This window comes from Streptomyces sp. NPDC051563 (assembly GCF_044454225.1).
Lineage (GTDB): Bacteria > Actinomycetota > Actinomycetes > Streptomycetales > Streptomycetaceae > Streptomyces.
In genome coordinates this window covers 130200-155864 of record NZ_JBITDL010000014.1, presented here as the reverse complement: position 1 = coordinate 155864, position 25665 = coordinate 130200, and the positions used below count along the sequence as shown (strand labels likewise).

Here is a 25665-nt window from a genome sequence, read left to right as displayed (position 1 = left end):
GCGCAGGTATGACGCGGGTTTCATTACTCCGTGGTAGTGAAGCAGGTCACACGGTCGGGGGCGTTGTGCGCCCGGGGCGTGCGGAGGTCGTTTACCCGATCAGCTGTCGAAGCCGAGACCGAAGCGGTCCAGCGTCTTCAGCCACAGGTTGCGGCGCCCGCCCATCCGGTCCGCCCGGGCCAGCGACCACTTGGTCATCGTGATGCCGGTCCACGCGAAGGGCTCCGGCGGGAAGGGCATCGGCTTGGAGCGGACCATCTCCAGCTCGGTGCGCTCGGTCTTCTCCCCCGCCAGGAGGTCCAGCATCACGTCGGCTCCGAAGCGGGTGGCCCCGACGCCCAGTCCCGTGTAGCCGGCGGCGTAGGCCACCTTGCCCGCGTGCGCGGTGCCGAAGAAGGCGGAGAAGCGCGAGCAGGTGTCGATCGCACCGCCCCAGGCGTGGCTGAATTTCACCCCTTCCAGCTGCGGGAAGCAGGTGAAGAAGTGCTCGGCGAGTTTGAGGTACGTCTCGGGCCGGTGGTCGTGCTCGGCGTCGAGCTTGCCCCCGTAGGGGTAGATCGCGTCGTAGCCGCCCCACAGGATCCGCCGGTCCGGGGTGATCCGGAAGTAGTGGAACTGGTTGGCGCTGTCGCCCAGTCCCTGGCGGTTCTTCCAGCCGATCGAGGCGAGCTGCTCCTCGGTGAGCCGCTCGGTCATCAGCGCGTAGTCGTAGACCGGGACGGTCAGCGGGCGCACCCGCTTGACCAGCGACGGGAAGATGTTGGTGCCCAGCGCCACCCGGCGGGCGAAGACCCGCCCGTACGGGGTCCGCACGGCCATGCCGGCTCCCGAGCCGGCCAGGTCCAGCCCGCGGGTGTTCTCGTAGATCCGTACGCCCAGCTCCAGGCAGGCCCGCTTCAGGCCCCAGGCGAGCTTCGCCGGGTTGAGCATGGCGACGCCGTCGCGGTCCCAGATCCCGCCGAGGAAGGTCGGGGAGTCGACCTCGGCCCGCAGGGCGTCGGCATCCAGCCAGGTGGAGCGGCCTGCGAGGCCGAGCCGCTCGGCCTCGGCGTGGAACTCGCGGAGCTCGGCGACCTGGTGCGGTTCGGTGGCCACGTCGATCTCGCCGCTGCGCTCGAAGTCGCAGTCGATGCCGTAGCGGGCGACCGCCTCCTCGATGGCGTCGAGGTTGCGGGCGCCGAGGTCCTCCAGCTTGGCGAGTTCGTCGGGCCAGCGGGCCATGCCGTTCGCCAGGCCGTGGGTGAGGGAGGCGGCGCAGAAGCCGCCGTTGCGGCCCGAGGCGGCCCAGCCCGCCTCGTGGCCCTCGATGAGGACGACGTCCCGGGCGGGGTCGCGCTCCTTGGCGAGCAGCGCGGTCCACAGGCCGCTGTAGCCGCCGCCGATGACGAGCAGGTCGCAGTGCTCGTCCCCGGTGAGGGCGGGCTCGGCGGCCGGCTTGCCGGGGTCGTCCAGCCAGTACGAGACCGGCTTCGCTTCGGAAAGGGATCGTGCAGCGGTGCGCATGGCGTCTGGGGCCATGTCTTCCAACTCCCTACAGGTGTTACTTGGGCTGTGCTTTCTTGCGGCGGTTGGCGACCATCTGGCCGCCCAGCACCACCAGGACGGCGATGACGAACATCGCGGTGCCGATGACGTTGATCTGTACAGGCGTACCGCGCTGGGCCGATCCCCACACGAACATGGGGAAGGTGACGGTGTTGCCCGAGTTGAAGTTGGTGATGATGAAGTCGTCGAAGGAGAGCGCGAAGGAGAGCAGTGCGCCCGCCGCGATACCGGGGGCCGCGATCGGCAGGGTGACGCGCAGGAAGGTCTGCACGGGTCCGGCGTAGAGATCGCGGGCCGCTTCCTCCAGGCGGGGGTCCATGGAGAGCACCCGGGCCTTGACGGCGGCGACGACGAAGCTGAGGCAGAACATGACGTGGGCGATCAGGATCGTCCAGAAGCCGAGCTGGATGCCCATGTTGAGGAAGAGGGCGAGCAGCGAGGCCGCCATCACGATCTCGGGCATGGCCATCGGCAGGAAGATCAGCGAGTTGACCGCGCCGCGCCCCCGGAAGCGGTAGCGGACCATCGCGAAGGCGATGGCGGTGCCCAGCACGGTCGCCCCGATGGTGGCCCACAGGGCGATCTGGAGGGAGAGGGACAGGGACTGGCACATGTCGGCGACCCCGCAGGGGTCCTTCCACGCGTCCAGGGAGAACTCCTGCCAGGCGTAGTTGAACCGTCCGGTGGGGTTGTTGAAGGAGAAGACCGTGACGACGACGTTCGGCAGGATCAGGTACGCGAGCGTGCCGAGCCCCGCGATCACGACGAGATTGCGGCGCAGCCAGGTGGTGGCGCTCTTCATCAGACCAGGTCCTCCGTCCCCGCTCGGCGGATGTAGATGGTGACCATGACGAGCACGATGGCCATGAGGATGAAGGACAGCGCGGCCGCCGTCGGGTAGTCGAGGATGCGCAGGTACTGCGACTGGATGACGTTGCCGATCATGCGGGTGTCCGTGGAGCCGAGCAGTTCGGCGTTGACGTAGTCGCCGCTCGCCGGGATGAAGGTGAGCAGGGTCCCGGAGACCACGCCCGGCATGGACAGCGGGAAGGTCACCTTGCGGAACACCGTGGCGGGACGGGCGTACAGGTCCCCGGCCGCCTCGTGGAGGCGGGTGTCGATGCGCTCCAGCGAGGTGTAGAGCGGAAGGATCATGAAGGGGAGGAAGTTGTACGTCAGACCGCAGACGACCGCGAGGGGCGTGGCGAGGACGCGGTCGCCCTCGGTCATGCCGAGCCAGCTGGTGACGTCCAGGAAGCCGACCGCGTTGAGGACGCCGACCACCGGGCCGCCGTCGGCCAGGATGGTCTTCCAGGCGAGGGTGCGGATCAGGAAACTGGTGAAGAACGGCGCGATGACCAGGATCAGGAGCACGTTGCGCCAGCGGCCGGCCTTGAAGGCGATCAGGTAGGCCAGCGGGTAGCCCAGCAGCAGGCACAGCGCGGTGGCGGTGCCTGCGTAGAGCAGGGAGCGCAGGAACTGCGGGTAGTACTCGGTGAAGGCGTCCCAGTAGGTCTGGAAGTGCCAGGTGACCTTGAAGCCCTCTTCGAGGGAGCCGGTCTGCACCGAGGTGGAGGCCTGGTAGATCATCGGCAGCACGAAGAAGACGAGCAGCCACAGGATGCCCGGGAGCAGCAGCCAGTACGGGACCAGGCGCTTCTTCAGGGACGGCTTGTGCACCGGCGGCTCGGCGGAAACGGCGACCTCGGGCAGGGTCGCGGGGGCAGTCACGCGGACTCCTCGACCGTCTCGATGCCCGCGTCGATGTCCTGGGCGGCGTCCAACCCGAAGGTGTGGTCCGGGTTCCAGTGCAGTATCACGTCGGCGCCGGGGACGAGGCGGGCGTCGCGCTCGATGTTCTGCACGTACACCTCCAGCTCCGGGCAGACCGGGCTGTCGATGACGAACTGGGTGGAGACCCCGATGAAGGAGGAGGCCGCGATCTTGCCGGCGACCTTGTTGCGGCCGGCCTCGACGGTGTCCTCGGCGTCCGCGTGGACCAGGGAGATCTTCTCCGGGCGCACCCCGACCAGCAGCTTGCCGCCGGCGCGGGGTGTGGTCGAACATCGCGTCGCCGGGACGCGCAGCTTCGTACCGGCCGAGGAGACGACGACGTCGGACGCGCCGGCCTCCAGGACCTCGGCCTCGATGAGGTTGGAGGTGCCGAGGAAGTTCGCCACGAAGGTGGTCTTCGGGTTCTCGTAGAGCTCGGCGGGGGCGCCGAGCTGCTCGACGCGGCCGCCGTTCATCACGGCGACGGTGTCGGCCATGGTCATGGCCTCTTCCTGGTCGTGCGTGACGTGCACGAAGGTGATGCCGACCTCGGTCTGGATGCGCTTGAGCTCCAGCTGCATCTGACGGCGCAGCTTGAGGTCGAGGGCGCCGAGCGGCTCGTCGAGGAGCAGCACCTGCGGGTGGTTGATGAGTGCGCGGGCCACGGCGACGCGCTGCTGCTGGCCGCCGGAGAGCTGGTGCGGCTTGCGCTGGGCGAACTGGCCGAGCTGGACCAGCTCCAGCATGTCGTCGACCTGCTTCTTGACCGACTTGATGCCGCGGCGGCGCAGCCCGAAGGCGATGTTCTCCGAGACGTCGAGGTGCGGGAAGAGGGCGTAGCTCTGGAAGACGGTGTTGACCGGGCGCTTGTACGGCGGCAGGTGCGTGACCTCGCGGTCGCCGAGGCTGACGGTGCCGGTGGAGGGCTCCTCCAGACCGGCGATCATGCGCAGGGTGGTGGTCTTCCCGCAGCCCGAGGCGCCGAGCAGGGCGAAGAAGGAACCCTGGGGAATGGTGAGGTCCAGCGGATGCACGGCGGTGAAGGATCCGTAGTGCTTGCTGATCCCGGCGAGGCGGACGTCGCCGCCTTCGGTCTTGTCAGTCATGGGCCTGGGCCTTCGGTGGTGTGTCGTGGAAGGGGCAGGTGCCGGTACGGGGGTCGGTTCCGGCGCAGTCGGTGGGGGCGCGGCGGGACCCGTCAGGCTCCGATGAGCTTGGCGAACTTCTCCTCGTACGCCGTCTCTTCCTCGCTGGTGAGGGAGCGGAAAGCGTGCGACTTGGCGGCCATCGCCTTGTCGGGGACGATCAGGACGTTGTCCGCGAGCTCCGGGTCGATCTTGGCCAGCTCGTCCTTGACGCCCTCGACGGGGCAGACGTAGCTGATGTAGGCGGCCAGCTGGGCGGCCACCGCGGGCTCGTAGTAGTAGTCGATGAGCCGCTCCGCGTTGGCCTTGTGCCGGGCCTTGACGGGGACGAGCAGGTTGTCGCTGGAGGTGATGTAGCCGGGTGCCGGGATCGCGTACTGGATGTCCGGGTTGCCGGCCTGGAGCTGGATGACGTCGCCGGCCCAGGCCAGGCAGGCTGCGAGGTCGCCCTTGTCGAGGTCCGCGGTGTAGTCGTTGCCCGTGAAGCGGCGGATCTGCTTCTTGTCCACGCCCTTCTGGAGCCGGCCGATCGCCTCGTCGTAGTCGGCGTCGGTGAACTTCGCCGGGTCCTTGCCCTGGTCGAGCAGGGTCATGCCGACGGTGTCGCGCATCTCGGTGAGGAAGCCGACGCGGCCCTTGAGGGAGGGGTCGTCGAGCAGCTGCGTGACGGAGTCGACCTTCTTCCCGCCCGTGGCCTTGGTGTTGTAGGCGATCACGGTGTCGATGCCGGTCCACGGGTAGCTGTACGCGCGGCCCGGGTCCCAGTCGGGGCTGCGGAACTGCGGGATCAGGTTGGCGTAGGCGTGCGGGAGGTGCGCGGGGTCGAGCCTCTGGGCCCAGCCGAGCCGGATGATGCGCGAGGCGAGCCAGTCGGTGACGACGATCAGGTCGCGGCCGGTGTCCTGGCCGGCCGCGAGCTGGGGCTTGATCTTGCCGAAGAACTCGACGTTGTCGTTGATGTCCTCGGTGTACTTGACCTTGATACCGGTCCGCTTGGTGAACTCCTCCAGCGTGGGACGGGACTTCTCGTCCTCGCTGGTGTCCATGTACTCGGTCCAGTTGGAGAAGTTGAGCTCCTTCTCCTGCTCCGAGTGGTCGTCGGAGGCCGCGGCGGTGCCCTCCGCGCGCTTGGCCGGCGGGATGCCGCAGCCGGCCAGCGCGGACAGGCCGCCGAGGGTGAGCGCTCCGACTCCGGAGGCGCGCAGCACGGAGCGGCGGGTGAGGGCGCCGCGCCCGGTGGTGAGGCTGCGCCGCATCGCGGCGCGTTGCGCCGCCGAGAGGCGGTCGGGCTCGAACTGCTCCATGGGAGGTGCCCTTTCGGGATGGGTGCGGGCCGCTGGTCGGGCGGCAGCTGGTTATCGGTCCCCGAAAATCGTGCGGTGCCAGTCCTTCGCGGCCACCGCGGTGTTGTCGTACATCACGTGCTTGACCTGCGTGTACTCCTCGAAGGAGTAGCTGCTCATGTCCTTTCCGAAGCCGCTGGCCTTGTAGCCGCCGTGGGGCATCTCGCTGATGATCGGGATGTGGTCGTTGACCCAGACGCAGCCCGCCTGGATCTCCCGGGTGGCGCGGTTCGCCCGGTACACGTCACGGCTCCAGGCGGAGGCGGCGAGACCGTACGGGGTGTCGTTGGCCAGCGCGATGCCCTCGTCGTCGGTGTCGAAGGGCAGGACCACGAGGACCGGCCCGAAGATCTCGGACTGGACCACCTCGCTGTCCTGGGCGGCGCCGGAGATCAGGGTGGGCCGGTAGTACGCGCCGTCCGCGAGGTCTCCGCCGGGGATTTCGCCCCCGGTGACCACGGTGGCGTAGGCGCGGGCGCGCTCGACGAAGCCGGCGACCCGGTCGCGGTGCACGTGCGAGACCAGCGGGCCGAGGTCGGTCGACGGATCGAAGGGGTCGCCGACGCGGACGGTCTCCATCAGCTCGGCGACCCGGTCGACGAAGGCGTCGTGGAGGGGGCGCTGGACGTAGGCACGGGTGGCGGCCGTGCAGTCCTGGCCGGTGTTGATCAGGGAGGCGGCGACGGCTCCGTTGGCGGCGGCCTCCAGGTCGGCGTCGTCGAAGACGAGGAAGGGTGCCTTGCCGCCGAGTTCCAGGTGGAGCCGCTTGACGGTGGCGGTGGCGATCTCGGCGACCCGCTTGCCGATGGCGGTGGACCCGGTGAAGGAGGTCATGACCACGTCCGGGTGGCCGACCAGGTGCTCGCCCGCGTCCCGGCCGGCGCCCGTGATGATGTTGACCACGCCGTCGGGCAGGCCCGCCTCCTTGGCCGCCTCGGCGAACATCAGGGAGGTCAGCGGGGTGAGCTCGGCGGGCTTGAGGACGATGGTGTTGCCCGCGGCGATCGCCGGAAGGATCTTCCAGGCGGCCATCTGCAGCGGATAGTTCCACGGCGCGATGGAGCCGACGACCCCGATCGCCTCGCGGCGCACGTACGAGGTGTGGTCCCCGGAGTACTCCCCGGCGGCCTGTCCCTGGAGGTGGCGCGCGGCGCCCGCGAAGAAGGCGGTGTTGTCGATGGTCCCCGGCACGTCGAACTCCGTCGACAGCTTGACCGGCTTGCCGCACTGCAGGGACTCGGCGTGCGCGAACTCCTCGGCCCGCTCGGCCAGCACGCCGGCCAGCCGGTGCAGCGCGTCGGAGCGCTCCCCGGGGGTGGCCCCGGACCAGCCGGGGAAGGCACGCTTGGCGGCGGCGACGGCGGCGTCCACGTCGGCGGTGGAGGCCAGCTCGTAGGTGAGCACCTCCTCACCGGTGGCGGGGTCGACCACGGTGTGTGACCGGCCCGAGGTGCCGGGCCGCAGCTGCCCGTCGATGTACTGCGCGCCTGCGGCGAATCGGTCCTTGACCTGGACCTTGACCTGGAAGCGGTTGCCCATCACGCTCTCACGCTCTCCGTAGCTACAGTTCGAGCTACAGCTCGAATTGAGTGCCGATCCTGGCAGAGGTACACCCCTCGGCCAAGTGATTCCGTTGTTGCCTTTTGATTACGCGACGGAATCGGTCGACCATGTGTCGAGGCGCGCCCGAAATCCCGTACGAAGTGTCCGTGGCTCCTGCGAGACTCGCGTGCATGGAGAAGATCGAGGAACTGATCGGGCAGGTCAGCCGGGGTGAGCGGCTGAAGTTCCTGCCGTTCTGGGGACACCGCCCGCGGCCCGACGGGACGCTCGGACCGAGCTGCCTCAGCCAGTGGTGGCCGTCCGAGTTCACCGTGGGTGACGTGCGGTACGCCACCGCGGAACACTGGATGATGGCCGGAAAGGCGCGCCTGTTCGAGGATGCCGAGGCGGAGCGCGCGGCCCTGGAGGCCACGAGCCCGGCAGCCGCGAAGAAGGCCGGACGGCTCGTGCGCGGCTTCGACGACGCGGTGTGGAAGCGGGAGCGGTTCGCGCTGGTCGTGGAGGGCAGCGTGCACAAGTTCGGCTCCGATCCGGCCCTGGCCTCCTACCTGCTGTCGACCGGGAACCGGGTCCTGGTGGAGGCCAGCCCGATGGACCGGATCTGGGGCATAGGCCTGGCCGCCGACGACGAGCGCGCGCTGGACCCGGCGCGCTGGCGCGGCCTGAACCTGCTGGGCTTCGCGCTCATGGAGGCGCGGGAGCGGTTGCGGGCGGGGCTTTAATCGCTCGCTGCCGGTGAGGGCGGGCGTCTAGCGTGTGACTCGTCCAGGTGCGAAGGCGGGACCTGCTTCGACTGGACACCTCTTCGTACGCACCTCCCGGTGCGCGGGCAGCGGATCCTTCTTTTGCAAAGAAACCCAGGCCGCAGCCAATTCGATCTCGGGAGGCGCACGTGCGGAGTGCCCGGTGCGCAGGCAGCGGCTACTTCCGGATCGACGGGTCGCGGGTTCGAGTCCCGCCCGGCTCCGGCCGGTAGCTCAGATGGTGAGAGCAGTCGACACAGTCCGTCGCCGACTTCGATCTCGGGCGCTCCGCACGTCACGCCTCCCCCGGTTTCCACTGAATTCGGGGGGATTCACATGGCTCGTTTCAACCTGCTCCGCTCCAAAGCCGCGCCTGCGGCGCCCACCGCACCCGCCTCACCGGTGCGTTCGACCGGCCGCCGCGCCGCCAATGCGCACGGCAGCGCCGGCTTCGTCCGTGATCCGCGCTCCGAGCTGTTCCTGCTCGCCGTCGCCAACTTCGTGACGCAGCAGACCTCGTACGAGTCCGGCGAGGCCCGCGACGGCCGGTTCGCCGCACTCGTGCGCACCCTCGCCGTGGAGGATCCCGCGTGGACGGCCGGCCTGCTCGGCTGGCTGCGGCGTGACGGCAACATGCGGACGGCCTCGCTCGTCGGAGCCGCCGAGTACGTCAAGGCGCGGCTCGACGCCGGAGCCACCGGGGGGCCCTCGAACCGGCAGGTCGTGGACTCCGTGCTGCTGCGCGCGGACGAGCCCGGCGAACTGCTGGCCTACTGGACGGCCACCCACGGGCGGAACGTGCCCAAACCCGTCAAGCGGGGAATCGCCGACGCCGTGCGCCGCCTCTACTCCGGCAGCTCGCTGCTGAAGTACGACACCGCCTCCCGGGAATACCGCTTCGGCGACGTCCTCAACCTGGTGCACGCCTCCCCCGACCCCGCCAAGCCCTGGCAGGGCGAGCTGTTCCGGCACGCCCTCGACCGCCGGCACAACCCCGAGACCGCCGAGGTCCCGGCGGGCAACCGCACCCTGCTCGCGCACCGGGCCCTGATGGAGCTGCCCGTGGCGGAGCGCCGGGCCGTGGTCACCGCGGCGGACGGCGCCGAGCGGCTCGCCGCGGCGGGCATGACCTGGGAGGCGCTGGCCGGCTGGTTGCAGGGGCCGATGGACGCGGCCGCCTGGGAGGCGGTCATCCCGTCCATGGGGGCGATGGCGCTGCTGCGCAACCTGCGCAACTTCGACCAGGCCGGAGTCTCGGACGAGGTCGCGGCGCGGGTCGCGGCGAAGATCTCCGACCCGGAGACCGTCGCCCGGGCCCGGCAGTTCCCCTTCCGCTACCTGGCCGCCTACCAGCACGCGCCCTCGCTGCGCTGGGCGTACCCGCTGGAGCGGGCGCTGGGCCACTCCCTGGCCCACGTACCCGCGCTGCCCGGGCGGACGCTGATCCTGGTGGACCGCTCGGGGTCGATGTGGTCGCCGCTGTCGGACCGCTCGCAGCTCAACAGGGCCGATGCCGCCGCCGTCTTCGGCACGGCGCTGGCGCTGCGCGCGGAGGACGCCGACCTGGTGCAGTTCGGCTCCACCAGCAAGGCGGTCGGCTACCGGCGCGGGGAGTCGGTGCTGAAGGTCCTGGAGCGGTTCGAGGACCTCGGCGGCACGTACACGGCGGAGGCCGTGCGCGCGCACTACGCGGGGCACGACCGGGTCCTGATCGTCACCGACGAGCAGGCCACGTACGCGTACGGCGGCGATCCCACGGCCCTGGTGCCGGAGACGGTGCCGGTCTACACGTGGAACCTCGCGGGACACCGGGTGGGCCACGCGCCCTCCGGGTCCGCGCACCGGCACACCTTCGGCGGGCTCACCGACGCGGCCTTCCGCATGGTGTCCCTGATCGAGGACGGCCGGGACGCCGGCTGGCCGTGGGAGGACGGGCCGGGACGGTGAACGTCCCCGCCCTGCCATTCCGCCCCGCCGTCCCGCCGGGCGCTGCGTTCCCGCCGGGCGCAGCGCCCGGCGGGACGGGTCAGCCCTGGTACAGGACCTGCGTGTTCTCGTACGGGGACGAGAACTCCGAGTCGTAGTCGGAGTCACCGTTCTCGGACATGCCGATGAATATGAACAGCGCGATGAACACGCAGCTGATCACGATGCCGACCGCGCCCGTGATGATGCCGGCCAGCGCCATGCCCCCGTTGTCGGCCTCGCCGCGCTTGGCCTTGCCGCGGGCCAGCACGCCGAAGATGACGGCCGGGACGCCGAACAGGAGGCCGAAGTAGCAGCTGACCACGGCGATGATCCCGAGGACGAGCGCGGTGATGCCGAAACCGTTGCTCTTGGGCGCGTACCCCGGGTATCCGGGGTACCCCGGATACCCGCCGTAGGCCGGCTGTCCGCCGTACGGCGGCTGCGGGACGCCCTGAGCGGCGGGATAACCGCCGTACGGGGCCTGCGGCGCGCCCGGCTGGGTCGGGTAGCCGTAACCGGCCGGATCCGGCTGCGCCGGGTAGCCGTAGGCGGGCGCGGCCCCGGGCGCCTGCCCGGGCTGGGGTGCGGGCGCACCCGGAGGCACGCCTCCGGCGCCGGGCATCCCCGCGACGGTCTGCTGGTCGTGCACCCCGGGCGCCCCCGGCGCCCCCGTCCCGCCCTGCTGCTTGCCCAGATCGACCGCGGGCTGCTCCGGCGGCGCCCAGGGGTCTCGCGACTCGGGGCTGTGATCGGTCATACGGCGCCCCCCTCTCGTACGGCCATGCTAAGCGCTGCCTCCGACAGGCCCCTTCGCCGGTGCGGATCCTGCCTACGATGAACCCCGATCCATCCGCACGCGCCCTCCGGAGGCACCCTCATGCCCGACCTGCACCCCTTCATCGCGGGGCTGCCCAAGGCCGAACTGCACGTCCACCACGTCGGTTCGGCCTCCCCCCGCATCGTCGCCGAACTCGCCTCCCGGCACCCCGACTCCAAGGTCCCCACGGACCCCGAGGCCATCGCCGACTACTTCACCTTCACCGACTTCGCGCACTTCATCGAGGTCTACCTGTCCGTCGTCGACCTGGTCCGCACCCCCGACGACGTGCGCACCCTCACCTTCGAGATCGCCCGCGACATGGCCCGGCAGAACATCCGGTACGCCGAGCTCACGATCACCCCGTACTCCTCCACCCGCCGCGGCATCGACGAGAAGGCCTTCATGGAGGCCATCGAGGACGCCCGCAAGGCCGCCGAGGCCGAGCTCGGCGTCATCCTGCGCTGGTGCTTCGACATCCCCGGCGAGGCCGGTCAGGAGGCCGCCGCCGAGACGCTGCGCCTCGCCGTCGACCTGCGCCCCGAGGGCCTGGTCTCCTTCGGCCTCGGCGGCCCCGAGATCGGCGTCCCGCGCCCGCAGTTCAAGCCGTACTTCGACGCGGCCCGCGCCGCCGGGCTGCACAGCGTGCCGCACTCCGGCGAGACCACCGGCCCGGAGAGCATCTGGGACGCCATCCGCGAGCTGGGCGCCGAGCGCATCGGCCACGGCACCAGCGCCACCCGCGACCCCGAGCTGCTCGCCTACCTCGCGGAGCACCGCATCGCGCTGGAGGTCTGCCCCACCTCCAACATCGCCACCCGCGCCGTCGCCACCCTCGACGAGCACCCCGTCAAGGAGATGGTGGCGGCCGGCGTGCTCGTCACCATCAACAGCGACGACCCGCCGATGTTCGGCTCCGACCTCAACAACGAGTACGCGGTGGCCGCCCGGCTGCTGGACCTCGACGAGCAGGGCCTCGCCCGGCTCGCGAAGAACGCCGTCGAGGCCTCCTTCCTCGACCCGGCCGGCAAGGCGAAGCTCAGCGCGGAGATCGACACGTACACCGCCGCCTGGCTGGCTTCCTGACGGCCCAGCAGAATGGGTGCATGCGCACCCTGACTGCCGTAGGCCACCGCGGGGATCCCTACCGCGTCCGCGAGAACACCCTGCCCTCGATCCGGTCGGCCTTCGAGCGGGGTGCGGACGCGGTGGAGATCGACGTGCGGATGACCCGCGACGGGGTCCCCGTACTGCTCCACGACGAGGACCTCCGGCGGCTGTGGGGCCACGACGTACGGCTCGAAGACGTCACGGCCCCACAGCTGAAGGAGCTGACGGACGGCGGGATCCCGACCCTGCGCCAGGCCCTGGCCGCCGCCGGTGCGGGCCGGGTCATGGTCGACCTGCCGGGTGCGACGGCCGAGAGCGTACGGACCGTCGTCGGCCAGGTCCGCGAATGCGGGGCCCGCGACCGCACCTACTACTGCGCGGGCCCGGCCACCATGCTGGCCGTGCGCGCCGCCGATCCGGGCGCCGAGATCGCGCTGACGTGGACCACGCTGGCTCCCCCGCGCCGGCTGCTGATCGACGCGGTGGCCCCGGCCTGGCTCAACTACCGCTTCGGGCTGGTCGGCCCGGAGCTGGTGGACGCCCTGCACAGGGACGGCCTGCTGGTGTCGGCCTGGACCCCGGACACCAGACGCTCGATGCGCGCACTGGTCCGTGCCGGGGTGGACTCCATCACGACGAACCGGCTGGACGCACTGGGAGCCGTACGGGCCGAGCTCGGCCGGTGATAAGGGCCTGGGGGGAGATCGGGGAGCGGATCCGGCGGGCCGGGCCGCGCCGGCAGGACCTGGGGCTGACGCTGCTGGTGCAACTGGCCGTCACCATGCCCTTCGTGGTGCCGCGTCCGGCCGACGCGCCGCCCGCGGACTGGCCCTCGTACGCGATGACCACGCTCGGCGTGCTCCCGCTGGTGTGGCGGCGGCGGGCTCCGGTGGCGGTGCTGGTCGCGATCCTGGCGGCCGGCGGCGCGTACAACCTGGCGGGCGACGGCCCCGGGCAGCCGCTTCCGTACGCGGGGCTGATCGCCTTCTACACGGTCGCCCTGCGGTGCACGGCCCGGGTGCGGCTGACGGTGGGCGGACTCACGGTCCTGACCGTCGCCGTGTCGGTGTACTGGAACACCGGGACCGCGCGCGAGCTCCTCTTCACCCTCTTCGTCTCCGCGGCCGCGTACGCGCTGGGGCGGCTGCAGCACACCCGGCAGGCGTACACCGCGGCCCTGCTGGACCGGGCGGCCCAGCTGGAGCGGGCCAACCGGATCGAGGCCGAGCAGGCCGCGGCCCGCGAACGGGCCCGGATCGCGCGGGAGATGCACGACGTCCTCTCGCACGCGGTCAGCATCATGATCGTGCAGGCGGAGGCGGGTCCGGTGGCCGTGCGCAAGGCTCCCGAGCGGGCCGAGGCCGCCTTCGAGGCCATCGCGGAGACGGGCCGGGACGCCATGGCCCAACTGCGCACGATGCTGGGGGTGCTGCGCACGGACGAGGCAGCGCCGCGCTCCCCGCAGCCCGGTATCGGGGAGCTGGCGGGGCTGCTGGAGCGGGTCCGGGGCAGCGGGCCGCAGGTGCGCCTGGAGCGCACGGGTGCGGTGCGCGCCCTGCCGGCGGCGCTGGAGGCGACGGTGTACCGCGTGGTGCAGGAGGCCCTGACCAATGTGGTCAGGCACGCCGGAGCTTCGGCGGTGGCGGTGGGCCTGGAGTACGGGGAGCGGGAACTCACGGTGACGGTGACGGACGACGGGGGCGGTCCGGGCGCGGGTTCCGTGCCGCGGGCGCGGCCGGGCGGGCACGGCCTGATCGGGATCCGGGAGCGGGCCGCCGCCCACGGGGGCACGGCCCGGACGGGCCCGGGCCCGGACGGCACCGGCTTCGAGCTGCGGGTCGTGCTTGTAACGTCGGGCGCGGAGGTGGGGAAGTGACGATCCGTGTGGTGGTGGCCGACGACCAGGAACTGGTGCGCAGCGGCTTCGCGATGATCCTGGACGCCCAGGACGACATCGAGGTGGTGGCGGAGGCCGGCGACGGGGCGGCGGCGGTCGCTGCGGTGCGGTCCCTCGCGCCCGACGTGGCGCTGCTCGACATCCGGATGCCGGTGCTGGACGGGATCGAGGCGTGCCGGGAGATCTCCGGGACGAGTTCCTGCCGGACGGTGATGCTGACGACCTTCGACTCGGACGAGTACGTGTACGAGGCCCTGCACGCGGGGGCCAGCGGGTTCCTGCTCAAGGACGTGCGGCGGGACGATCTGGTGCACGCCGTACGGGTGGTGGCGGCGGGCGAGTCCCTGCTGGCGCCTTCGGTGGCCCGGCGGCTGATCGCCGAGTACACGGCGGCGACGGCCCGTCCGGCCGCCGGGGAGGCCCTGTCAGCGCGGCGGCTGGAGGTGCTGACGGCCCGCGAGCGGGAGACGCTGCTGCACCTGGGGCGGGGTCTGTCGAACGCGGAGCTCGCGGCGGAGCTGAGGGTGAGCGAGCACACCGTCAAGTCGCATGTGGGCAACGTGCTGTCGAAGCTGGGGCTGCGGGACCGGATCCAGGCGGTGATCTGCGCGTACGAGACGGGTCTGGTCGCGGCCGGCGGCGCGGTGGCCGGCTCTGGGGTGTCCGGCGCCGGGGCGTCTGGCTCTGGGGTATCTCCCTCCGGGGAGTGAGACGGGGACCGTCCCCTCCCTCCCGGTGGTGAGTTGTCGTACCGGCAAAGACCACTCTTGATGGTGATCCGCAACTACCCCTGTGACCTGCAGCATTGAGGTCATCGGGGCGGAAGTCGCCCGGAGAGCCGACAGGGGGATCCCACCATGAACGCCATGACCCGCACACTGATCGCCACCGCCCTGGTCCTGGGCGTCGCGGCCGGCCCGGCCGTCGCCCAGGCCGCCCCGGCGGCGGTCGCGGCCGTCGGGCAGCGGCCCGCGCCGCTGGTATCGACCCCGCCGAACGCAGCGGCGCTTCAGGCGGCGATCGCGGGGCTCGGCGCGGACCACGAGGATGCGACGGCCGCCCTGGTGCGCTTGGGCGGCACGAGCGGGAACTGGCGGGGCGCCTCCGGTGTCTCGGACATCCGCACCGGACGCGGGCCGATCGAGGTGGGGCGCTTCCGGGCCGGTTCGGTGACCAAGGTCTTCACCGCGGCGGTGGTGCTCCAGCTCGCCGCCGAGGGCAGGCTGGATCTCGACCGGCCGGCGCGCCAGTACCTGCCCCGGAGCATCTCCGAGGCGTACCGGACGGTCACCGTACGGCAGTTGCTCAACCACACCAGCGGGATTCCCGCGGCCGACGGTCCGGGCGACCCCTTCGAGGCACAGTGGGCGCATCGCTTCGACGTGACCGACCCGCACGACCAGATCGCCAACGCGATGGGCAAGGAGCACGAGTTCGTCCCGGGCACGGCCCAGCACTACCTGAACATCAACTACACGGTGCTGGGCGTCCTGATCGAGGAGGTCACGGGCACGACGTACGAGAAGGCGGTCGAGGCCCGGGTGCTGAAACCGCTGGCGCTGCGGGGCACCTCCTTCCCGGGTCGTTTCCAGACCCGCATACCGGGTCCGCACCACCACGGATACCAGGCGGTGGCCCGCGAGGACGGTTCGACCGAACTGCGGGACGTGACCGAGTGGAACTCCTCGGACCGGTGGGCGGCGGGCGACATCATCTCCACCACGGCCGATCTCGAACGGTTCACCGTGGCCCTGTTCAGCGGCCGCGTCGTACCACGGGCGCAGTTGGAGGAGATGTTCACCGTTCCGGCGGCGACGAAGGACTTCGTCTCGGGCGCCGCCGCGACCCTGACGGCCGGGATGCAGCGGATCGACCTTCCCGGTGGCACGGTCGCCTGGGGCAAGACGGGCGGCCGGTACGGCTACACCACGGGGATGGGAGCGACCCGCGACCTGTCCCGCACCCTGGTCTACTCGGTGAACTCGACCGACGCCAAGGCTCAGGGAATGAACCCGGTGGCCCTCGGCATCGTGATGGCGGCCTTCGCGAAGTAGCGCGTGCTCAAGCCACGGCCCCGACCGGCTCCGGGGTCCGGCCGGGTTCCGCCTGCAGGGCCTCCAGGCGCTTGATCATGCGCCGCAGGACCAGCAGCGGGATCACCCCGAAGACGCCGAACGACATGTCGATCAGCGACCAGGAGAAGGGGATCCCCCGGACGGGCCCGCAGATCAGGGCCAGCGGGATGATGCCGGCGCAGGCGATCATGCCGGCCTCGACGATCCAGATGTTGCGCACCGGGTCCCGGTGGACCCCGTAGAAGAAGACGGCGATCACCAGGTGGGCGAAGGCGGCGAAGGCCAGCCAGTCCGTTCCGTAGAGGAGGAAGGGGTACTCGGAGTCCGCCCGCTCCAGCCCGTCGCCGACCCGGCGGAGCCACTCGTTGTCCACCAGGGCGTTGGCCCAGTGGAGCTCGCTCACCAGGGGGAAGGCGGTGAGTCCGCTCAGCACCAGGCAGACGAGGAACAGGGCAAGCCAGGCACGGATCCGCCGCAGAAGGGCGCTTCTCTCGCTCATGGAGGGAAGCCTACGCAGTTTTCTGAACATGTTCAGCAGAATTGCTGAACATGTTCAGTTCCACCGCGGGGCGGTGATCGGCCCGCCCCTCACAGACCGACGATGCCGTTCCAGCGCTTGGCGAAGGAGGAGCGTTCGGCGGAGGAGATGTCGCGGGCCACCACGAGCCGCTTGCGCATGTCCTCGTCGGGGAAGATCAGCGGGTTCTCGGCGAGCGCGGCGGTCTCCTCGTCCTCGGAGGCGGCCAGCACCTCGCGGGCGGCGGGGACCGGGCAGACATAGTTGACGGAGGCGGCGAGCAGCGCGGCGATCTCCGGGTCGTAGTAGAAGTCGATCAGCGCCTCGGCGTTGGCCTTGCGCGGGGCCAGGTTGGGGATGAGCAGGCTCTCCGCCCAGAGCTCGGCCCCTTCCTCGGGGACCACGAACTCGATGTCGGGGTTGTCGGCCTGGAGCTGGATCGCGTCCCCCGAGTAGGCCTGGCAGGCCAGCACGTCGCCCTTGCTCAGGTCGGAGGTGTAGTCGTTGCCGGTGAAGCGGCGGATGTGCTTCTTCTTCACCATGCTCTCCACCTGGTCGCACATGCGGTGGAAGTCGGTCTCGGTCCACTTGGTCACGTCGGCCCCGTTGCCCTGCATCAGCAGGGAGAAGGACTCGTCGAGGCCGGAGAAGAGCGTGACCTTGCCCGCCAGGTCCGGCTGCCACAGGTCCTTGACAGACTTGATCTCCCGGCCGAGCGCCTTGCGGTTGTAGGCGATGCCGGTGATCCCCGACTGCCAGGGCACGGTGTGCAGGCGGCCCTCGTCGAAGGCGGGCGAGCGCAGCTGCGGGTCCAGGTACTTCGCCACGTTGGCCTGCGCCGAGCGGTCCATCTTCTGGGCCCAGCCCAGGTGTACGAAGCGGGCCGCCATCCAGTCGCTGACCACGACCACGTCGTGGCCGGTCTGCTGGTGGTTCATCAGCGCCGGGCTGATCTTGCCGAAGAACTCGTCGTTGTCGTTGATCTCTTCGGTGTACCGGACCTCGATGCCGGTCTTCTCCGTGAAGGCGTCCAGCGTCGGACGCCTGCTCTCGTCCTCTTCGTCGGTATCGATGTAGAGGGGCCAGTTGGAGAAGGAGACGCTCCGGTCGCCGGCGGAGCGGTCCCGCCCCTCCCGCTGGTTCTCAGGGACGTACGCGGCCGGGACACCACAGCCGGTGAGGCCGGCCAGCAGGCCCGCGGCACCGAGGCCGCGCAGCGCCGCGCGGCGGGAAAAGGCGAGTTGAGGCATGGGAGGAGCCTGGTGGAACGCCAAAGGGCGGGCAATAGACATGTTGTCTACTACCCGCCCCTTCAAGGCTGTGCCCTGGTCGATGCGGCGGCCGTCGGACCGCCCGCCCGGTTTCCGGTCAGCCGTCGAGCGAGGTCATGACGTGCTTGATGCGCGTGTAGTCCTCGAAGCCGTAGGCGGAGAGGTCCTTGCCGTAGCCGGACTTCTTGTATCCGCCGTGGGGCATCTCGGCGACGAGCGGGATGTGGGTGTTGATCCACACGCAGCCGAAGTCGAGGTTCTTGGACATCCGCATCGCGCGGCCGTGGTCCTTGGTCCACACGGACGAGGCGAGGGCGAACTCGACGTCGTTCGCGTACGCCAGCGCCTGGTCCTCGTCCGTGAAGGACTGGACCGTGATGACGGGGCCGAAGACCTCGTTCTGGATGATCTCGTCGTCCTGCTTGAGGCCGGAGACCACGGTCGGGGCGTAGAAGTAGCCCTTCTCGCCGACCTGGTGGCCGCCCGCCTCGACCTTGGCGTGGGCGGGGAGCCGCTCGATGAAGCCCGCGACCTGCTTCAGCTGGTTCGGGTTGTTCAGCGGGCCGTAGAGCACGTCCTCGTCGTCCGGCTGCCCGGTCTTGGTGTCGGCCGCGTTCTTGGCGAGCGCCGCGACGAACTCGTCGTGGATCGACTCGTGGACCAGTACGCGACAGGCCGCGGTGCAGTCCTGGCCGGCGTTGAAGAAGCCCGCGACCGCGATGTCCTCGGCGGCCTTGGCGATGTCGGCGTCCTCGAAGACCACGACGGGGGCCTTGCCGCCGAGCTCCAGGTGGACGCGCTTGACGTCCTTGGAGGCGCTCTCGGCGACCTGCATGCCCGCGCGGACCGAGCCGGTGATGGAGGCCATCGCCGGGGTGCGGTGCTCGACCATGGCCCGGCCGGTGTCGCGGTCGCCGCAGACGACGTTGAAGACGCCCTTGGGCAGGATCGACCCGATGATCTCCGCCATCAGGATGGTGGAGGCCGGGGTGGTGTCCGAGGGCTTGAGGACCACGGTGTTGCCCGCGGCCAGGGCCGGGGCGAACTTCCAGACGGCCATCATCATCGGGTAGTTCCACGGCGCGACCTGCGCGCAGACGCCGACCGGCTCACGGCGGACGATCGAGGTCATCCCCTCCATGTACTCGCCGGCCGAGCGGCCCTCCAGCAGGCGCGCGGCGCCGGCGAAGAAGCGGATCTGGTCCACCATCGGCGGCAGCTCCTCGCTGGCCGTGAGGCCGAGCGGCTTGCCGGTGTTCTCCGATTCGGTGGCGACCAGCTCGTCCGCGCGGGCCTCGAAGGCGTCCGCGATCTTCAGCAGGGCCTTCTGGCGCTCCGAGGGGGTCGCGTCGCGCCACGCCGGGAAGGCGGCCGCGGCGGCGGCCATGGCGGCGTCGACGTCCGCCTGGCCGGAGAGGGGGGCGGTCGCGTACGCCTCGCCCGTGACGGGGTTGACCACCTCGGTGGTCCGCCCGTCGGCGGCGTCCTTGAACTCCCCGCCGATGTAGTTGCGCAGACGACGCAGTTCGGTGGTCACTACAGCCACACTCCTGTGATCACATGTCCAATGGTTGAGACAGCTACTCAGCCTAGCCTCTCGGACACCGTTTTCGACAGGCCCACACAGCACGAACTACGGAATCGGTGAGATCTAGCTCCCGAAACAACGAATTACATCGTTCTCGCCTTGCGGAACAGACGACTCCTCGTGCACAGTGAGGTCGTGGTCAGTCGAAGCGCAGATTCCAGGACAAGACAACCGTCCCCTTCGGTCGATGCTGTGTCCCTGGCGATCATCGAGCAACTGCAAGAGGACGGTCGTCGTCCTTACGCGGCGATCGGCAAGGCCGTCGGCCTGTCCGAAGCAGCGGTGCGCCAGCGGGTTCAGAAGCTGCTCGACCAGGGCGTCATGCAGATCGTCGCCGTCACCGACCCGCTCACCGTGGGGCTCCGGCGCCAGGCGATGGTCGGCATCAACGTCGAGGGAGACCTCGACCCGGTGGCCGACGCGCTGACCGCGATGGCCGAGTGCGAGTACGTGGTGATGACCGCGGGCTCGTTCGACCTGATGGTGGAAATCGTCTGCGAGGACGACGACCACCTGCTGGAAACGATCAACAAGAAGATCCGCGCGCTCCCCGGCGTGCGATCAACCGAAAGCTTCGTTTACCTGAAGCTGAAGAAGCAGACCTACATGTGGGGAACGCGATAGCCGTGAGCCAGGACCTCTCCAAGACCGCCTACGACCACCTGTGGATGCACTTCACCCGCATGTCGTCGTACGAGAACTCGCCCGTACCCACCATCGTGCGGGGCGAGGGCACCTACATCTTCGACGACAAGGGCAAGCGCTACCTCGACGGGCTCGCCGGCCTGTTCGTGGTCAACGCCGGTCACGGCCGCAAGGAACTGGCCGAGGTCGCCTACAAGCAGGCGCAGGAACTCGCGTTCTTCCCCATCTGGTCGTACGCGCACCCCAAGGCCGTCGAGCTCGCCGAGCGCCTCGCGCACTACGCCCCGGGCGACCTGAACAAGGTCTTCTTCACCACCGGTGGCGGCGAGGCCGTCGAGACCGCCTGGAAGCTCGCCAAGCAGTACTTCAAGCTGCAGGGCAAGCACACCAAGTACAAGGTCATCTCCCGCGCGGTCGCCTACCACGGCACCCCGCAGGGCGCCCTGTCCATCACCGGTCTCCCGGCCCTCAAGGCCCCCTTCGAGCCGCTGGTCCCCGGCGCGCACAAGGTGGTCAACACCAACATCTACCGCGCCCCGATCTACGGCGACGACCCCGAGGCCTACGGCCGCTGGTGCGCCGACCAGATCGAGCAGGAGATCCTGTTCGAGGGTGCCGACACCGTCGCCGCCGTCTTCCTGGAGCCGGTGCAGAACGCCGGTGGCTGCTTCCCGCCGCCGCCCGGCTACTTCCAGCGGGTCCGCGAGATCTGCGACGAGTACGACGTGCTGCTCGTCTCCGACGAGACGATCTGCGCCTTCGGCCGCCTCGGCACGATGTTCGCCTGTGACAAGTTCGACTACGTCCCGGACATGATCACCTGCGCGAAGGGCATGACCTCGGGCTACTCCCCGATCGGTGCCTGCATCATCTCGGACCGCCTCGCCGAGCCGTTCTACAAGGGTGACAACACCTTCCTGCACGGCTACACCTTCGGCGGACACCCCGTGTCCTCCGCGGTGGCGCTCGCCAACCTCGACATCTTCGACAAGGAAGGCCTCAACCAGCACGTGCTGGACAACGAGGACGCCTTCCGCGCGACGCTGGAGAAGCTGCACGACCTGCCGATCGTCGGCGACGTCCGCGGCAACGGCTACTTCTACGGCATCGAGCTCGTCAAGGACAAGGTCACCAAGGAGTCCTTCACGGACGAGGAGACCGAGCGCGTGCTCTACGGCTTCCTCTCCAAGGCGCTCTTCGAGAACGGCCTGTACTGCCGCGCCGACGACCGTGGCGACCCGGTCATCCAGCTGGCCCCGCCGCTGACCGCCGACCAGGGCACCTTCGACGAGATCGAGGGCATCCTGCGCCGCGTGCTCACCGAGGCCTGGACCAAGCTCTAACCAGCCCGCGTCCTTCCACCGTCCCGCAGGCGGCAAACTGCCGGACCACACGGCCCGGATCCTCCGTTCGAGTGAGAACGCGGGGGTCCGGGCCGTGTGCTGTCACCATTCAAGACGTTCATCTCTTTACATCTCATTGCGGCGCCAGTGACCAAGCGGGCTCCGCTTCGTTCCCCGGACGGAGGTGTACGCCATGGTGGCTCCACGGGACAACGCTCCGCCGGACCTCGCTCCGCCGGACAAAGCCCTGCCCCAGGACGATCTGCTCTGGGCACGGTCCCTTCACTACTCCCACAGCGGTTCGCCGGGCCTCATCGGGGTCTCGGTCGGCCTGCGTGCCGGAGAGATCCTCGCCGTGACCGGCCCCCGCGGCAGCGGCAAGACCACGCTGCTGCGCTGCCTGTCGGGACAGCTGCTGCCCGAACAGGGCGAGGTCTGGTTCAACAGCGTCCCCGTGCACACGCTGGGGACCCCCGCCCGCGAGCGGCTGCGCCTCGACCGCTTCGGCTGGATCGGCCCCGAGCCGGGGCTGCTGCCCGAGCTGCGGGTCTGGGAGAACGCGGCCCTGCCGCTGCTGATGGCCGGCGTCGGCCACCGCACCGCCAAACAGGCCGCCTGCGAATGGCTCGACCGCCTCGACATCGGGGCCTTCGCCCGCAAGCGCCCCGGCTCCCTCAACCGGGCCGAGTCCCAGCGCGTCGCCCTCGCCCGCGCCCTCGCCCACCTGCCCGCCGTGGTCTTCGCCGACGAGCCCACCGCCCCGCTGCACCGCGCCGAGCGCGCCCTGCTGCTGCGCACGCTCACCACGGCCGCCCGCTCCCACGGCATCACCGTGCTGCTCGCCACCCACGACGAGGAGACCGCGGCCGTCGCCGACCGGCGGTTCCCCCTGCTCGACGGCCGCCCGGCCGCCGCGGCGGTCCCGGCCGGGCTCTCCCCGGCCTCCATCCCCCAGCCCCCGGAGGACCAGGCCGCGTGCTCGCTCTCCGCCTAGCCCGCGGCTCCCGGCCGCTGGTACAACTCCGCCGGCTGCTCGTCGCCGCCGCCTCGGCCGGCAGCGGCTTCCTGCTGCTGTACGTGCTCGCGCAGGCCACGGCCCGGCCCGCCGGATCGTTCCCCCAGCTGCTGTGGGCCCTGGTCCCCCTCGCCGTCACCGTCCAGTTCGCCGTGGCCGTGGCCCGTACCGACCCCGCGACCCGGCCCCTCGAAGGGCTGGACGCCGCCGGGCTGGGCCCCGTACGGCTCACCCTGATCGCGACGATCTCCACCGCCGTGGCCTGCACCCTCGGCAGCGCCGTGGCCCTGGCCGTCTTCCTCCACCTGCGCGGGGAGGTGACCGGGCTGCCCTTCGACGGCGCCGGGGCCCGGCTGCTCCACGCCGACGACCCCCTGCCCGTGGCGGGCGCCCTCACCCTGCTGGCCCTGCTCCCGGTGGCCGCCTCGGCCGCCACCGCCCTCGCCCTGCGGCCGCACCCCCGGCCCGCTCCGCAGACCGCCCTGCCCTGGGGCATCGCCCTCACCGCCTGCGGACTCGCCGTACTGGCCTACGCCCGCCCCGGTGGAACCGGCATGCCCGCGGGCTGGGCGCTGACCGCCCTCGGACTCGCCCTCGCCGGGCCGGGCCTGGCCTACGCCTGCGGGGCGCTGGTCCAGTCCGTCCGCCCGGGCGCGCTCCGGCTGCTGGCCGGACGGGCCCTCCAGGAGGAGGCCCCTCGGGTGGGCGCACCCCTCGGTGTCCTGTGCGCCGTCGCGGCGGGCGCCCTCAGCGCCGTGGCCCTGCGCGATCACGGCGGGCTCCAGGTCCCGCTCGGCCCGCTGACCGTGCCCGCCGCCGCCCTGGTGGTCCTGTGCGCGGCGGCCACCCTGCTCGTCTCGGCGGTCGAGGTCCACCAGGCCCGGGCCACGGCCCACGAGACCCTGAGCGGGCTCGGCGCCCCGGGCAAAGTCCTGCGTACGGCCGCGACCGTACGGGCAACCGCGCTGGTTGCGGTGTGCCTGCCGCTCAGCTGGGGTGTGTCACAGCTGACGTCGCTGGCATTGACCCGCTGAGGCGGGCAGCCCTTAGGGTGGGCCGAATGGTCAACCCACACATCGAGACCGATACCGAGATCGAGACCCTCGCCGAGTTCGACCGGGTCGTGGCCCGCGGCTCGCTCAGCGGGTACCGGATCCAGTCGGTCAACCTGCTGGAGCGGACCTTCGCACTGCTGTCCGCCGACACCTCCTCGGCCGTGTTCCTGGGCTGCGCGATGGAACCGGACGCCTCGGTCAAGGTGCGCGCGGACGGCGCCCTGGTCTTCCCGCCCGTCCCCGACCTGCCGTTCAACCCGTACCGGGGACTGCTCTACACGCCCGAGGAGCTCTTCACCGGGCTCGCCGCCGGCTACGAGTCCACCCCGGACGCCGAGGCGTACGCCTGGTTCCAGGAGACCAAGGCGGACGGCGACATCTACTCCTCGATGCTGCGCTCCATCCACGACGACGCCATCTCCGACGCCCTCGACGAGCACCTCGCCGGCGCCCGGGTCGTCGGTGTGATGGGCGGCCACGCCATGACCCGCGGCGGCGACGCCTACCGGGGCGCGGCCGAACTCGGCCGGACGCTGACCCGCTCCGGGCTGACCGTGGCCACCGGCGGCGGCCCCGGCGCCATGGAGGCGGCCAACCTCGGCGCGTACCTCGCCCCGGCCCCCGACGAGGCCCTGCCCGAGGCCCTGCGGATGCTGGCCAAGGCCCCGTCCTTTACCCCGTCCGTCTCCGACTGGGCCCGCGCGGCCTTCGCCGTACGGGAACGCTGGCCGGCGGTCACGGGCGGCGACTCGGTGGGCATCCCGACCTGGTTCTACGGACACGAGCCGCCGAACCCCTTCGCCGGGCACATCGCGAAGTACTTCGCGAACGCCACCCGCGAGGACGGGCTGCTCGCCCGGTCCAACGCGGGCGTGGTCTTCCTTCCCGGCGCCGCGGGCACCGTCCAGGAGATATTCGACAACGCGACGCCCAACCATTACGAGTCCCGGGGCGAGCCCACCCCGATGATCCTCGTCGACCGCACCCACTGGACCGAACGGCTGCCCGCCTGGCCGCTGCTCCAGGCTCTGGCCCGCGGCCGGGCGATGGAGTCCCGGATCGCCCTGGTCGACTCGGTGTCCGAGGTCCCCGCGGCCCTCGCCGCGATGGGCTGAACCGAACTGCCTGACCCGGGCAGGCAACTTCTCCCGCCTTTTCCACGTCTGGAAGAGGTACGCACTACGTAAAACCTGCCAGACGTGAACGGAGCCCCCGGGTGCTCATAGGCCTGCTCACCGCCATCGCGGCGTCCATCTGCTACGGCACGGGATCCGTCCTGCAAGCCGTGGGCTCACGGCGCGCGGCCCGGATGTCGCCCGCCGCCGCAGGGGTCACCCAGCACGGCGGACCCAACCTCAGCTCCACGGCGAAGGCCGCGATGACCTGGGAGTTCATCGTCGGCACCATCCTGGACTTCGTGGGCTTCGGCCTGGGCGCCCTGGCCGCCCGCCTCCTGCCGCTCTTCCTGTCCCAGACGGTCATCAGCGCCAACCTGGTGATCACCGCCGTGCTCAGCGTGAAGATGCTCGGCATCCGGCTGACCCGGAAGGAATGGACCTCCATCGGGGTCGTCTGCGCGGCCCTGGTCCTCCTGGCGACGGCGGCGGGCCACGAGGGCGGCCACTATGCCCCGGCCGCCACGCACTGGTGGCTCCTGGCGGTGACCGTACTGATCATCGTGGGCGGCACGGTGGCCGTACGCTTCCTCGGCGCCCGGGCCGCGATCCTGGCGGGCCTGCTGTCGGGCCTGGCATTCGGCGCGCTCGGCGTCGGGGTCCGCATCCTCAACGGCATCGAGCCGTTCTCGTTCTCCTCCCTGCTCACCGACCCGGCCCTGTACGCCATCGTCCTGGCGGGCGTCGGCGGCATGTACCTGCACACCGTCGCGCTCCAGATCGGCTCGGTGAACGGCGCCACCGCCGCCCTGGTGGTCGGCGAAACCGTGCTCCCCGGAGCCATCGGCGTCCTCTGGCTCGGCGACGCCTCCCGCCCCGGCATGGCCTGGCTGGCCGTCCTCGGCTTCGTCCTGGCGGTGACCGGCGCGGTGGCGGTCGCCTGGTACGGCAACCACGAGGGCGCGGACGGAGAGATCCCCGTCCCGGCACCGGCTCCGGTCGGCTGATGTCTGTTCAGCCGACCGGCGTTTGAGGACCGGGGTCCGGGGCGGCGCCCCGGAACGGGTCCGGGCAGCGCCCGGGGAACGGTGGAAGGGCGGGCAGGGGACTGCGCCCCGCAGGGCCCACCCGCGCCCG

At 70.8% G+C, this 25665-nt stretch carries 23 protein-coding genes; 13 read left to right on the top strand and 10 right to left on the bottom strand.

The genetic code is table 11. From position 1 onward, the window contains the following. Window positions 1–99: 99 nt before the first annotated feature. The 6 genes from ACIA8F_RS18630 to ACIA8F_RS18605 all read right to left on the bottom strand — a co-directional run bounded on the left by ACIA8F_RS18630 (window position 100) and on the right by ACIA8F_RS18605 (window position 7345). On the bottom strand, window positions 100–1518 hold the full coding sequence (locus ACIA8F_RS18630; RefSeq protein ID WP_399379960.1) for an NAD(P)/FAD-dependent oxidoreductase: 1419 nt from the start codon (window positions 1516–1518) through the stop codon (window positions 100–102). A gap of 22 nt (window positions 1519–1540) precedes the next feature. Then, the gene (locus ACIA8F_RS18625; protein ID WP_383942788.1) at window positions 1541–2347 is read right to left on the bottom strand and encodes an ABC transporter permease; all 807 of its coding nucleotides are present in this window, start codon (window positions 2345–2347) and stop codon (window positions 1541–1543) included. Then, window positions 2347–3276, bottom strand: coding sequence for an ABC transporter permease (locus ACIA8F_RS18620; protein ID WP_399379958.1), 930 nt, complete (start codon window positions 3274–3276; stop codon window positions 2347–2349). Before ACIA8F_RS18620 ends, ACIA8F_RS18625 begins: the two co-directional genes overlap by 1 nt. Continuing rightward, window positions 3273–4424, bottom strand: a complete 1152-nt coding sequence (locus tag ACIA8F_RS18615; RefSeq protein ID WP_399379956.1) for an ABC transporter ATP-binding protein — start codon at window positions 4422–4424, stop codon at window positions 3273–3275. The genes ACIA8F_RS18620 and ACIA8F_RS18615 overlap by 4 nt, the downstream gene beginning before the upstream one ends. Before the next feature lie 92 nt (window positions 4425–4516). After that, on the bottom strand, window positions 4517–5767 hold the full coding sequence (locus ACIA8F_RS18610) for a spermidine/putrescine ABC transporter substrate-binding protein (protein ID WP_399379955.1): 1251 nt from the start codon (window positions 5765–5767) through the stop codon (window positions 4517–4519). A gap of 51 nt (window positions 5768–5818) precedes the next feature. Continuing rightward, window positions 5819–7345, bottom strand: a complete 1527-nt coding sequence (locus ACIA8F_RS18605; RefSeq protein ID WP_399380046.1) for a gamma-aminobutyraldehyde dehydrogenase — start codon at window positions 7343–7345, stop codon at window positions 5819–5821. A 194-nt stretch (window positions 7346–7539) separates the two neighbouring features. Here ACIA8F_RS18605 and ACIA8F_RS18600 point away from each other — a divergent pair, with 194 nt between their 5' ends. Then, the gene (locus ACIA8F_RS18600) at window positions 7540–8091 is read left to right on the top strand and encodes an NADAR family protein (RefSeq protein WP_399379954.1); all 552 of its coding nucleotides are present in this window, start codon (window positions 7540–7542) and stop codon (window positions 8089–8091) included. A gap of 357 nt (window positions 8092–8448) precedes the next feature. Continuing rightward, window positions 8449–10059 (top strand): TROVE domain-containing protein, encoded by a 1611-nt coding sequence (locus ACIA8F_RS18595; protein WP_399379952.1) that lies wholly within the window; start codon window positions 8449–8451, stop codon window positions 10057–10059. Between the two features lie 79 nt (window positions 10060–10138). On the opposite strand, the gene ACIA8F_RS18590 is transcribed toward ACIA8F_RS18595, so the two are convergent. Then, window positions 10139–10837 carry a DUF4190 domain-containing protein gene (locus tag ACIA8F_RS18590; RefSeq protein WP_399379950.1) on the bottom strand — a complete coding sequence of 233 codons (699 nt, stop codon included), beginning with the start codon at window positions 10835–10837 and terminating at the stop codon, window positions 10139–10141. 120 nt (window positions 10838–10957) lie between these two features. On the opposite strand from ACIA8F_RS18590, the gene ACIA8F_RS18585 reads away from it, so the two are divergent. The 5 genes from ACIA8F_RS18585 to ACIA8F_RS18565 all read left to right on the top strand — a co-directional run bounded on the left by ACIA8F_RS18585 (window position 10958) and on the right by ACIA8F_RS18565 (window position 15958). After that, window positions 10958–11983 carry an adenosine deaminase gene (locus ACIA8F_RS18585; protein ID WP_399379949.1) on the top strand — a complete coding sequence of 342 codons (1026 nt, stop codon included), beginning with the start codon at window positions 10958–10960 and terminating at the stop codon, window positions 11981–11983. Window positions 11984–12003: 20 nt separating this feature from the next. Further along, on the top strand, window positions 12004–12693 hold the full coding sequence (locus tag ACIA8F_RS18580) for a glycerophosphodiester phosphodiesterase (RefSeq protein WP_399379948.1): 690 nt from the start codon (window positions 12004–12006) through the stop codon (window positions 12691–12693). Window positions 12694–12788: 95 nt separating this feature from the next. Then, window positions 12789–13883: a sensor histidine kinase gene (locus ACIA8F_RS18575; RefSeq protein WP_399380044.1), complete on the top strand. Its 1095-nt coding sequence runs from the start codon at window positions 12789–12791 to the stop codon at window positions 13881–13883. Further along, the gene (locus tag ACIA8F_RS18570; RefSeq protein WP_399379946.1) at window positions 13880–14614 is read left to right on the top strand and encodes a response regulator; all 735 of its coding nucleotides are present in this window, start codon (window positions 13880–13882) and stop codon (window positions 14612–14614) included. Before ACIA8F_RS18575 ends, ACIA8F_RS18570 begins: the two co-directional genes overlap by 4 nt. Window positions 14615–14770: 156 nt before the next feature. Further along, entirely contained in the window at window positions 14771–15958 is a 1188-nt protein-coding gene (locus ACIA8F_RS18565; protein ID WP_399379944.1) for a serine hydrolase domain-containing protein, read from the top strand. A gap of 7 nt (window positions 15959–15965) precedes the next feature. On the opposite strand, the gene ACIA8F_RS18560 is transcribed toward ACIA8F_RS18565, so the two are convergent. The 3 genes from ACIA8F_RS18560 to ACIA8F_RS18550 form a co-directional block, all read right to left on the bottom strand. Further along, a complete protein-coding gene (locus ACIA8F_RS18560) occupies window positions 15966–16478 on the bottom strand; it encodes a hypothetical protein (protein ID WP_399379942.1) in 513 nt (170 codons plus the stop codon). 89 nt (window positions 16479–16567) lie between these two features. Beyond that, window positions 16568–17746, bottom strand: coding sequence for a spermidine/putrescine ABC transporter substrate-binding protein (locus tag ACIA8F_RS18555; RefSeq protein ID WP_399379940.1), 1179 nt, complete (start codon window positions 17744–17746; stop codon window positions 16568–16570). Between the two features lie 118 nt (window positions 17747–17864). Next, window positions 17865–19304, bottom strand: a complete 1440-nt coding sequence (locus ACIA8F_RS18550; protein ID WP_399379939.1) for a gamma-aminobutyraldehyde dehydrogenase — start codon at window positions 19302–19304, stop codon at window positions 17865–17867. 171 nt (window positions 19305–19475) lie between these two features. On the opposite strand from ACIA8F_RS18550, the gene ACIA8F_RS18545 reads away from it, so the two are divergent. The 6 genes from ACIA8F_RS18545 (at window position 19476) to ACIA8F_RS18520 (ending at window position 25535) form a co-directional block, all read left to right on the top strand. Next, entirely contained in the window at window positions 19476–19979 is a 504-nt protein-coding gene (locus ACIA8F_RS18545; protein ID WP_383942829.1) for an Lrp/AsnC family transcriptional regulator, read from the top strand. Continuing rightward, window positions 19964–21343, top strand: coding sequence for an aspartate aminotransferase family protein (locus ACIA8F_RS18540; RefSeq protein WP_399379937.1), 1380 nt, complete (start codon window positions 19964–19966; stop codon window positions 21341–21343). The genes ACIA8F_RS18545 and ACIA8F_RS18540 overlap by 16 nt, the downstream gene beginning before the upstream one ends. 193 nt (window positions 21344–21536) lie before the next feature. Next, window positions 21537–22337 (top strand): ABC transporter ATP-binding protein, encoded by an 801-nt coding sequence (locus ACIA8F_RS18535; RefSeq protein ID WP_399379936.1) that lies wholly within the window; start codon window positions 21537–21539, stop codon window positions 22335–22337. Then, window positions 22319–23392 (top strand): hypothetical protein, encoded by a 1074-nt coding sequence (locus ACIA8F_RS18530; protein ID WP_399379935.1) that lies wholly within the window; start codon window positions 22319–22321, stop codon window positions 23390–23392. Before ACIA8F_RS18535 ends, ACIA8F_RS18530 begins: the two co-directional genes overlap by 19 nt. A gap of 26 nt (window positions 23393–23418) precedes the next feature. Continuing rightward, window positions 23419–24528 (top strand): LOG family protein, encoded by a 1110-nt coding sequence (locus ACIA8F_RS18525; protein ID WP_399379934.1) that lies wholly within the window; start codon window positions 23419–23421, stop codon window positions 24526–24528. Window positions 24529–24629: 101 nt separating this feature from the next. Continuing rightward, window positions 24630–25535, top strand: coding sequence for a hypothetical protein (locus ACIA8F_RS18520; protein ID WP_399379932.1), 906 nt, complete (start codon window positions 24630–24632; stop codon window positions 25533–25535). The last annotated feature ends 130 nt before the right edge of the window (window positions 25536–25665 follow it).

Excerpts from the sequence above, each read along its gene's own strand:
- ACIA8F_RS18560 (WP_399379942.1), bottom strand. The coding sequence starts at position 16,478 with ATGAGCGAGAGAAGCGCCCTTCTGCGGCGGATCCGTGCCTGGCTTGCC.
- ACIA8F_RS18630 (WP_399379960.1), bottom strand. The coding sequence starts at position 1,518 with ATGGCCCCAGACGCCATGCGCACCGCTGCACGATCCCTTTCCGAAGCG.
- ACIA8F_RS18625 (WP_383942788.1), bottom strand. The coding sequence starts at position 2,347 with ATGAAGAGCGCCACCACCTGGCTGCGCCGCAATCTCGTCGTGATCGCG.
- ACIA8F_RS18525 (WP_399379934.1), top strand. The coding sequence starts at position 23,419 with ATGGTCAACCCACACATCGAGACCGATACCGAGATCGAGACCCTCGCC.
- ACIA8F_RS18585 (WP_399379949.1), top strand. The coding sequence starts at position 10,958 with ATGCCCGACCTGCACCCCTTCATCGCGGGGCTGCCCAAGGCCGAACTG.
- ACIA8F_RS18580 (WP_399379948.1), top strand. The coding sequence starts at position 12,004 with ATGCGCACCCTGACTGCCGTAGGCCACCGCGGGGATCCCTACCGCGTC.
- ACIA8F_RS18595 (WP_399379952.1), top strand. The coding sequence starts at position 8,449 with ATGGCTCGTTTCAACCTGCTCCGCTCCAAAGCCGCGCCTGCGGCGCCC.
- ACIA8F_RS18615 (WP_399379956.1), bottom strand. The coding sequence starts at position 4,424 with ATGACTGACAAGACCGAAGGCGGCGACGTCCGCCTCGCCGGGATCAGC.
- ACIA8F_RS18575 (WP_399380044.1), top strand. The coding sequence starts at position 12,789 with ATGCCCTTCGTGGTGCCGCGTCCGGCCGACGCGCCGCCCGCGGACTGG.
- ACIA8F_RS18610 (WP_399379955.1), bottom strand. The coding sequence starts at position 5,767 with ATGGAGCAGTTCGAGCCCGACCGCCTCTCGGCGGCGCAACGCGCCGCG.
- ACIA8F_RS18605 (WP_399380046.1), bottom strand. The coding sequence starts at position 7,345 with ATGGGCAACCGCTTCCAGGTCAAGGTCCAGGTCAAGGACCGATTCGCC.
- ACIA8F_RS18555 (WP_399379940.1), bottom strand. The coding sequence starts at position 17,746 with ATGCCTCAACTCGCCTTTTCCCGCCGCGCGGCGCTGCGCGGCCTCGGT.
- ACIA8F_RS18535 (WP_399379936.1), top strand. The coding sequence starts at position 21,537 with ATGGTGGCTCCACGGGACAACGCTCCGCCGGACCTCGCTCCGCCGGAC.
- ACIA8F_RS18590 (WP_399379950.1), bottom strand. The coding sequence starts at position 10,837 with ATGACCGATCACAGCCCCGAGTCGCGAGACCCCTGGGCGCCGCCGGAG.
- ACIA8F_RS18565 (WP_399379944.1), top strand. The coding sequence starts at position 14,771 with ATGACCCGCACACTGATCGCCACCGCCCTGGTCCTGGGCGTCGCGGCC.
- ACIA8F_RS18600 (WP_399379954.1), top strand. The coding sequence starts at position 7,540 with ATGGAGAAGATCGAGGAACTGATCGGGCAGGTCAGCCGGGGTGAGCGG.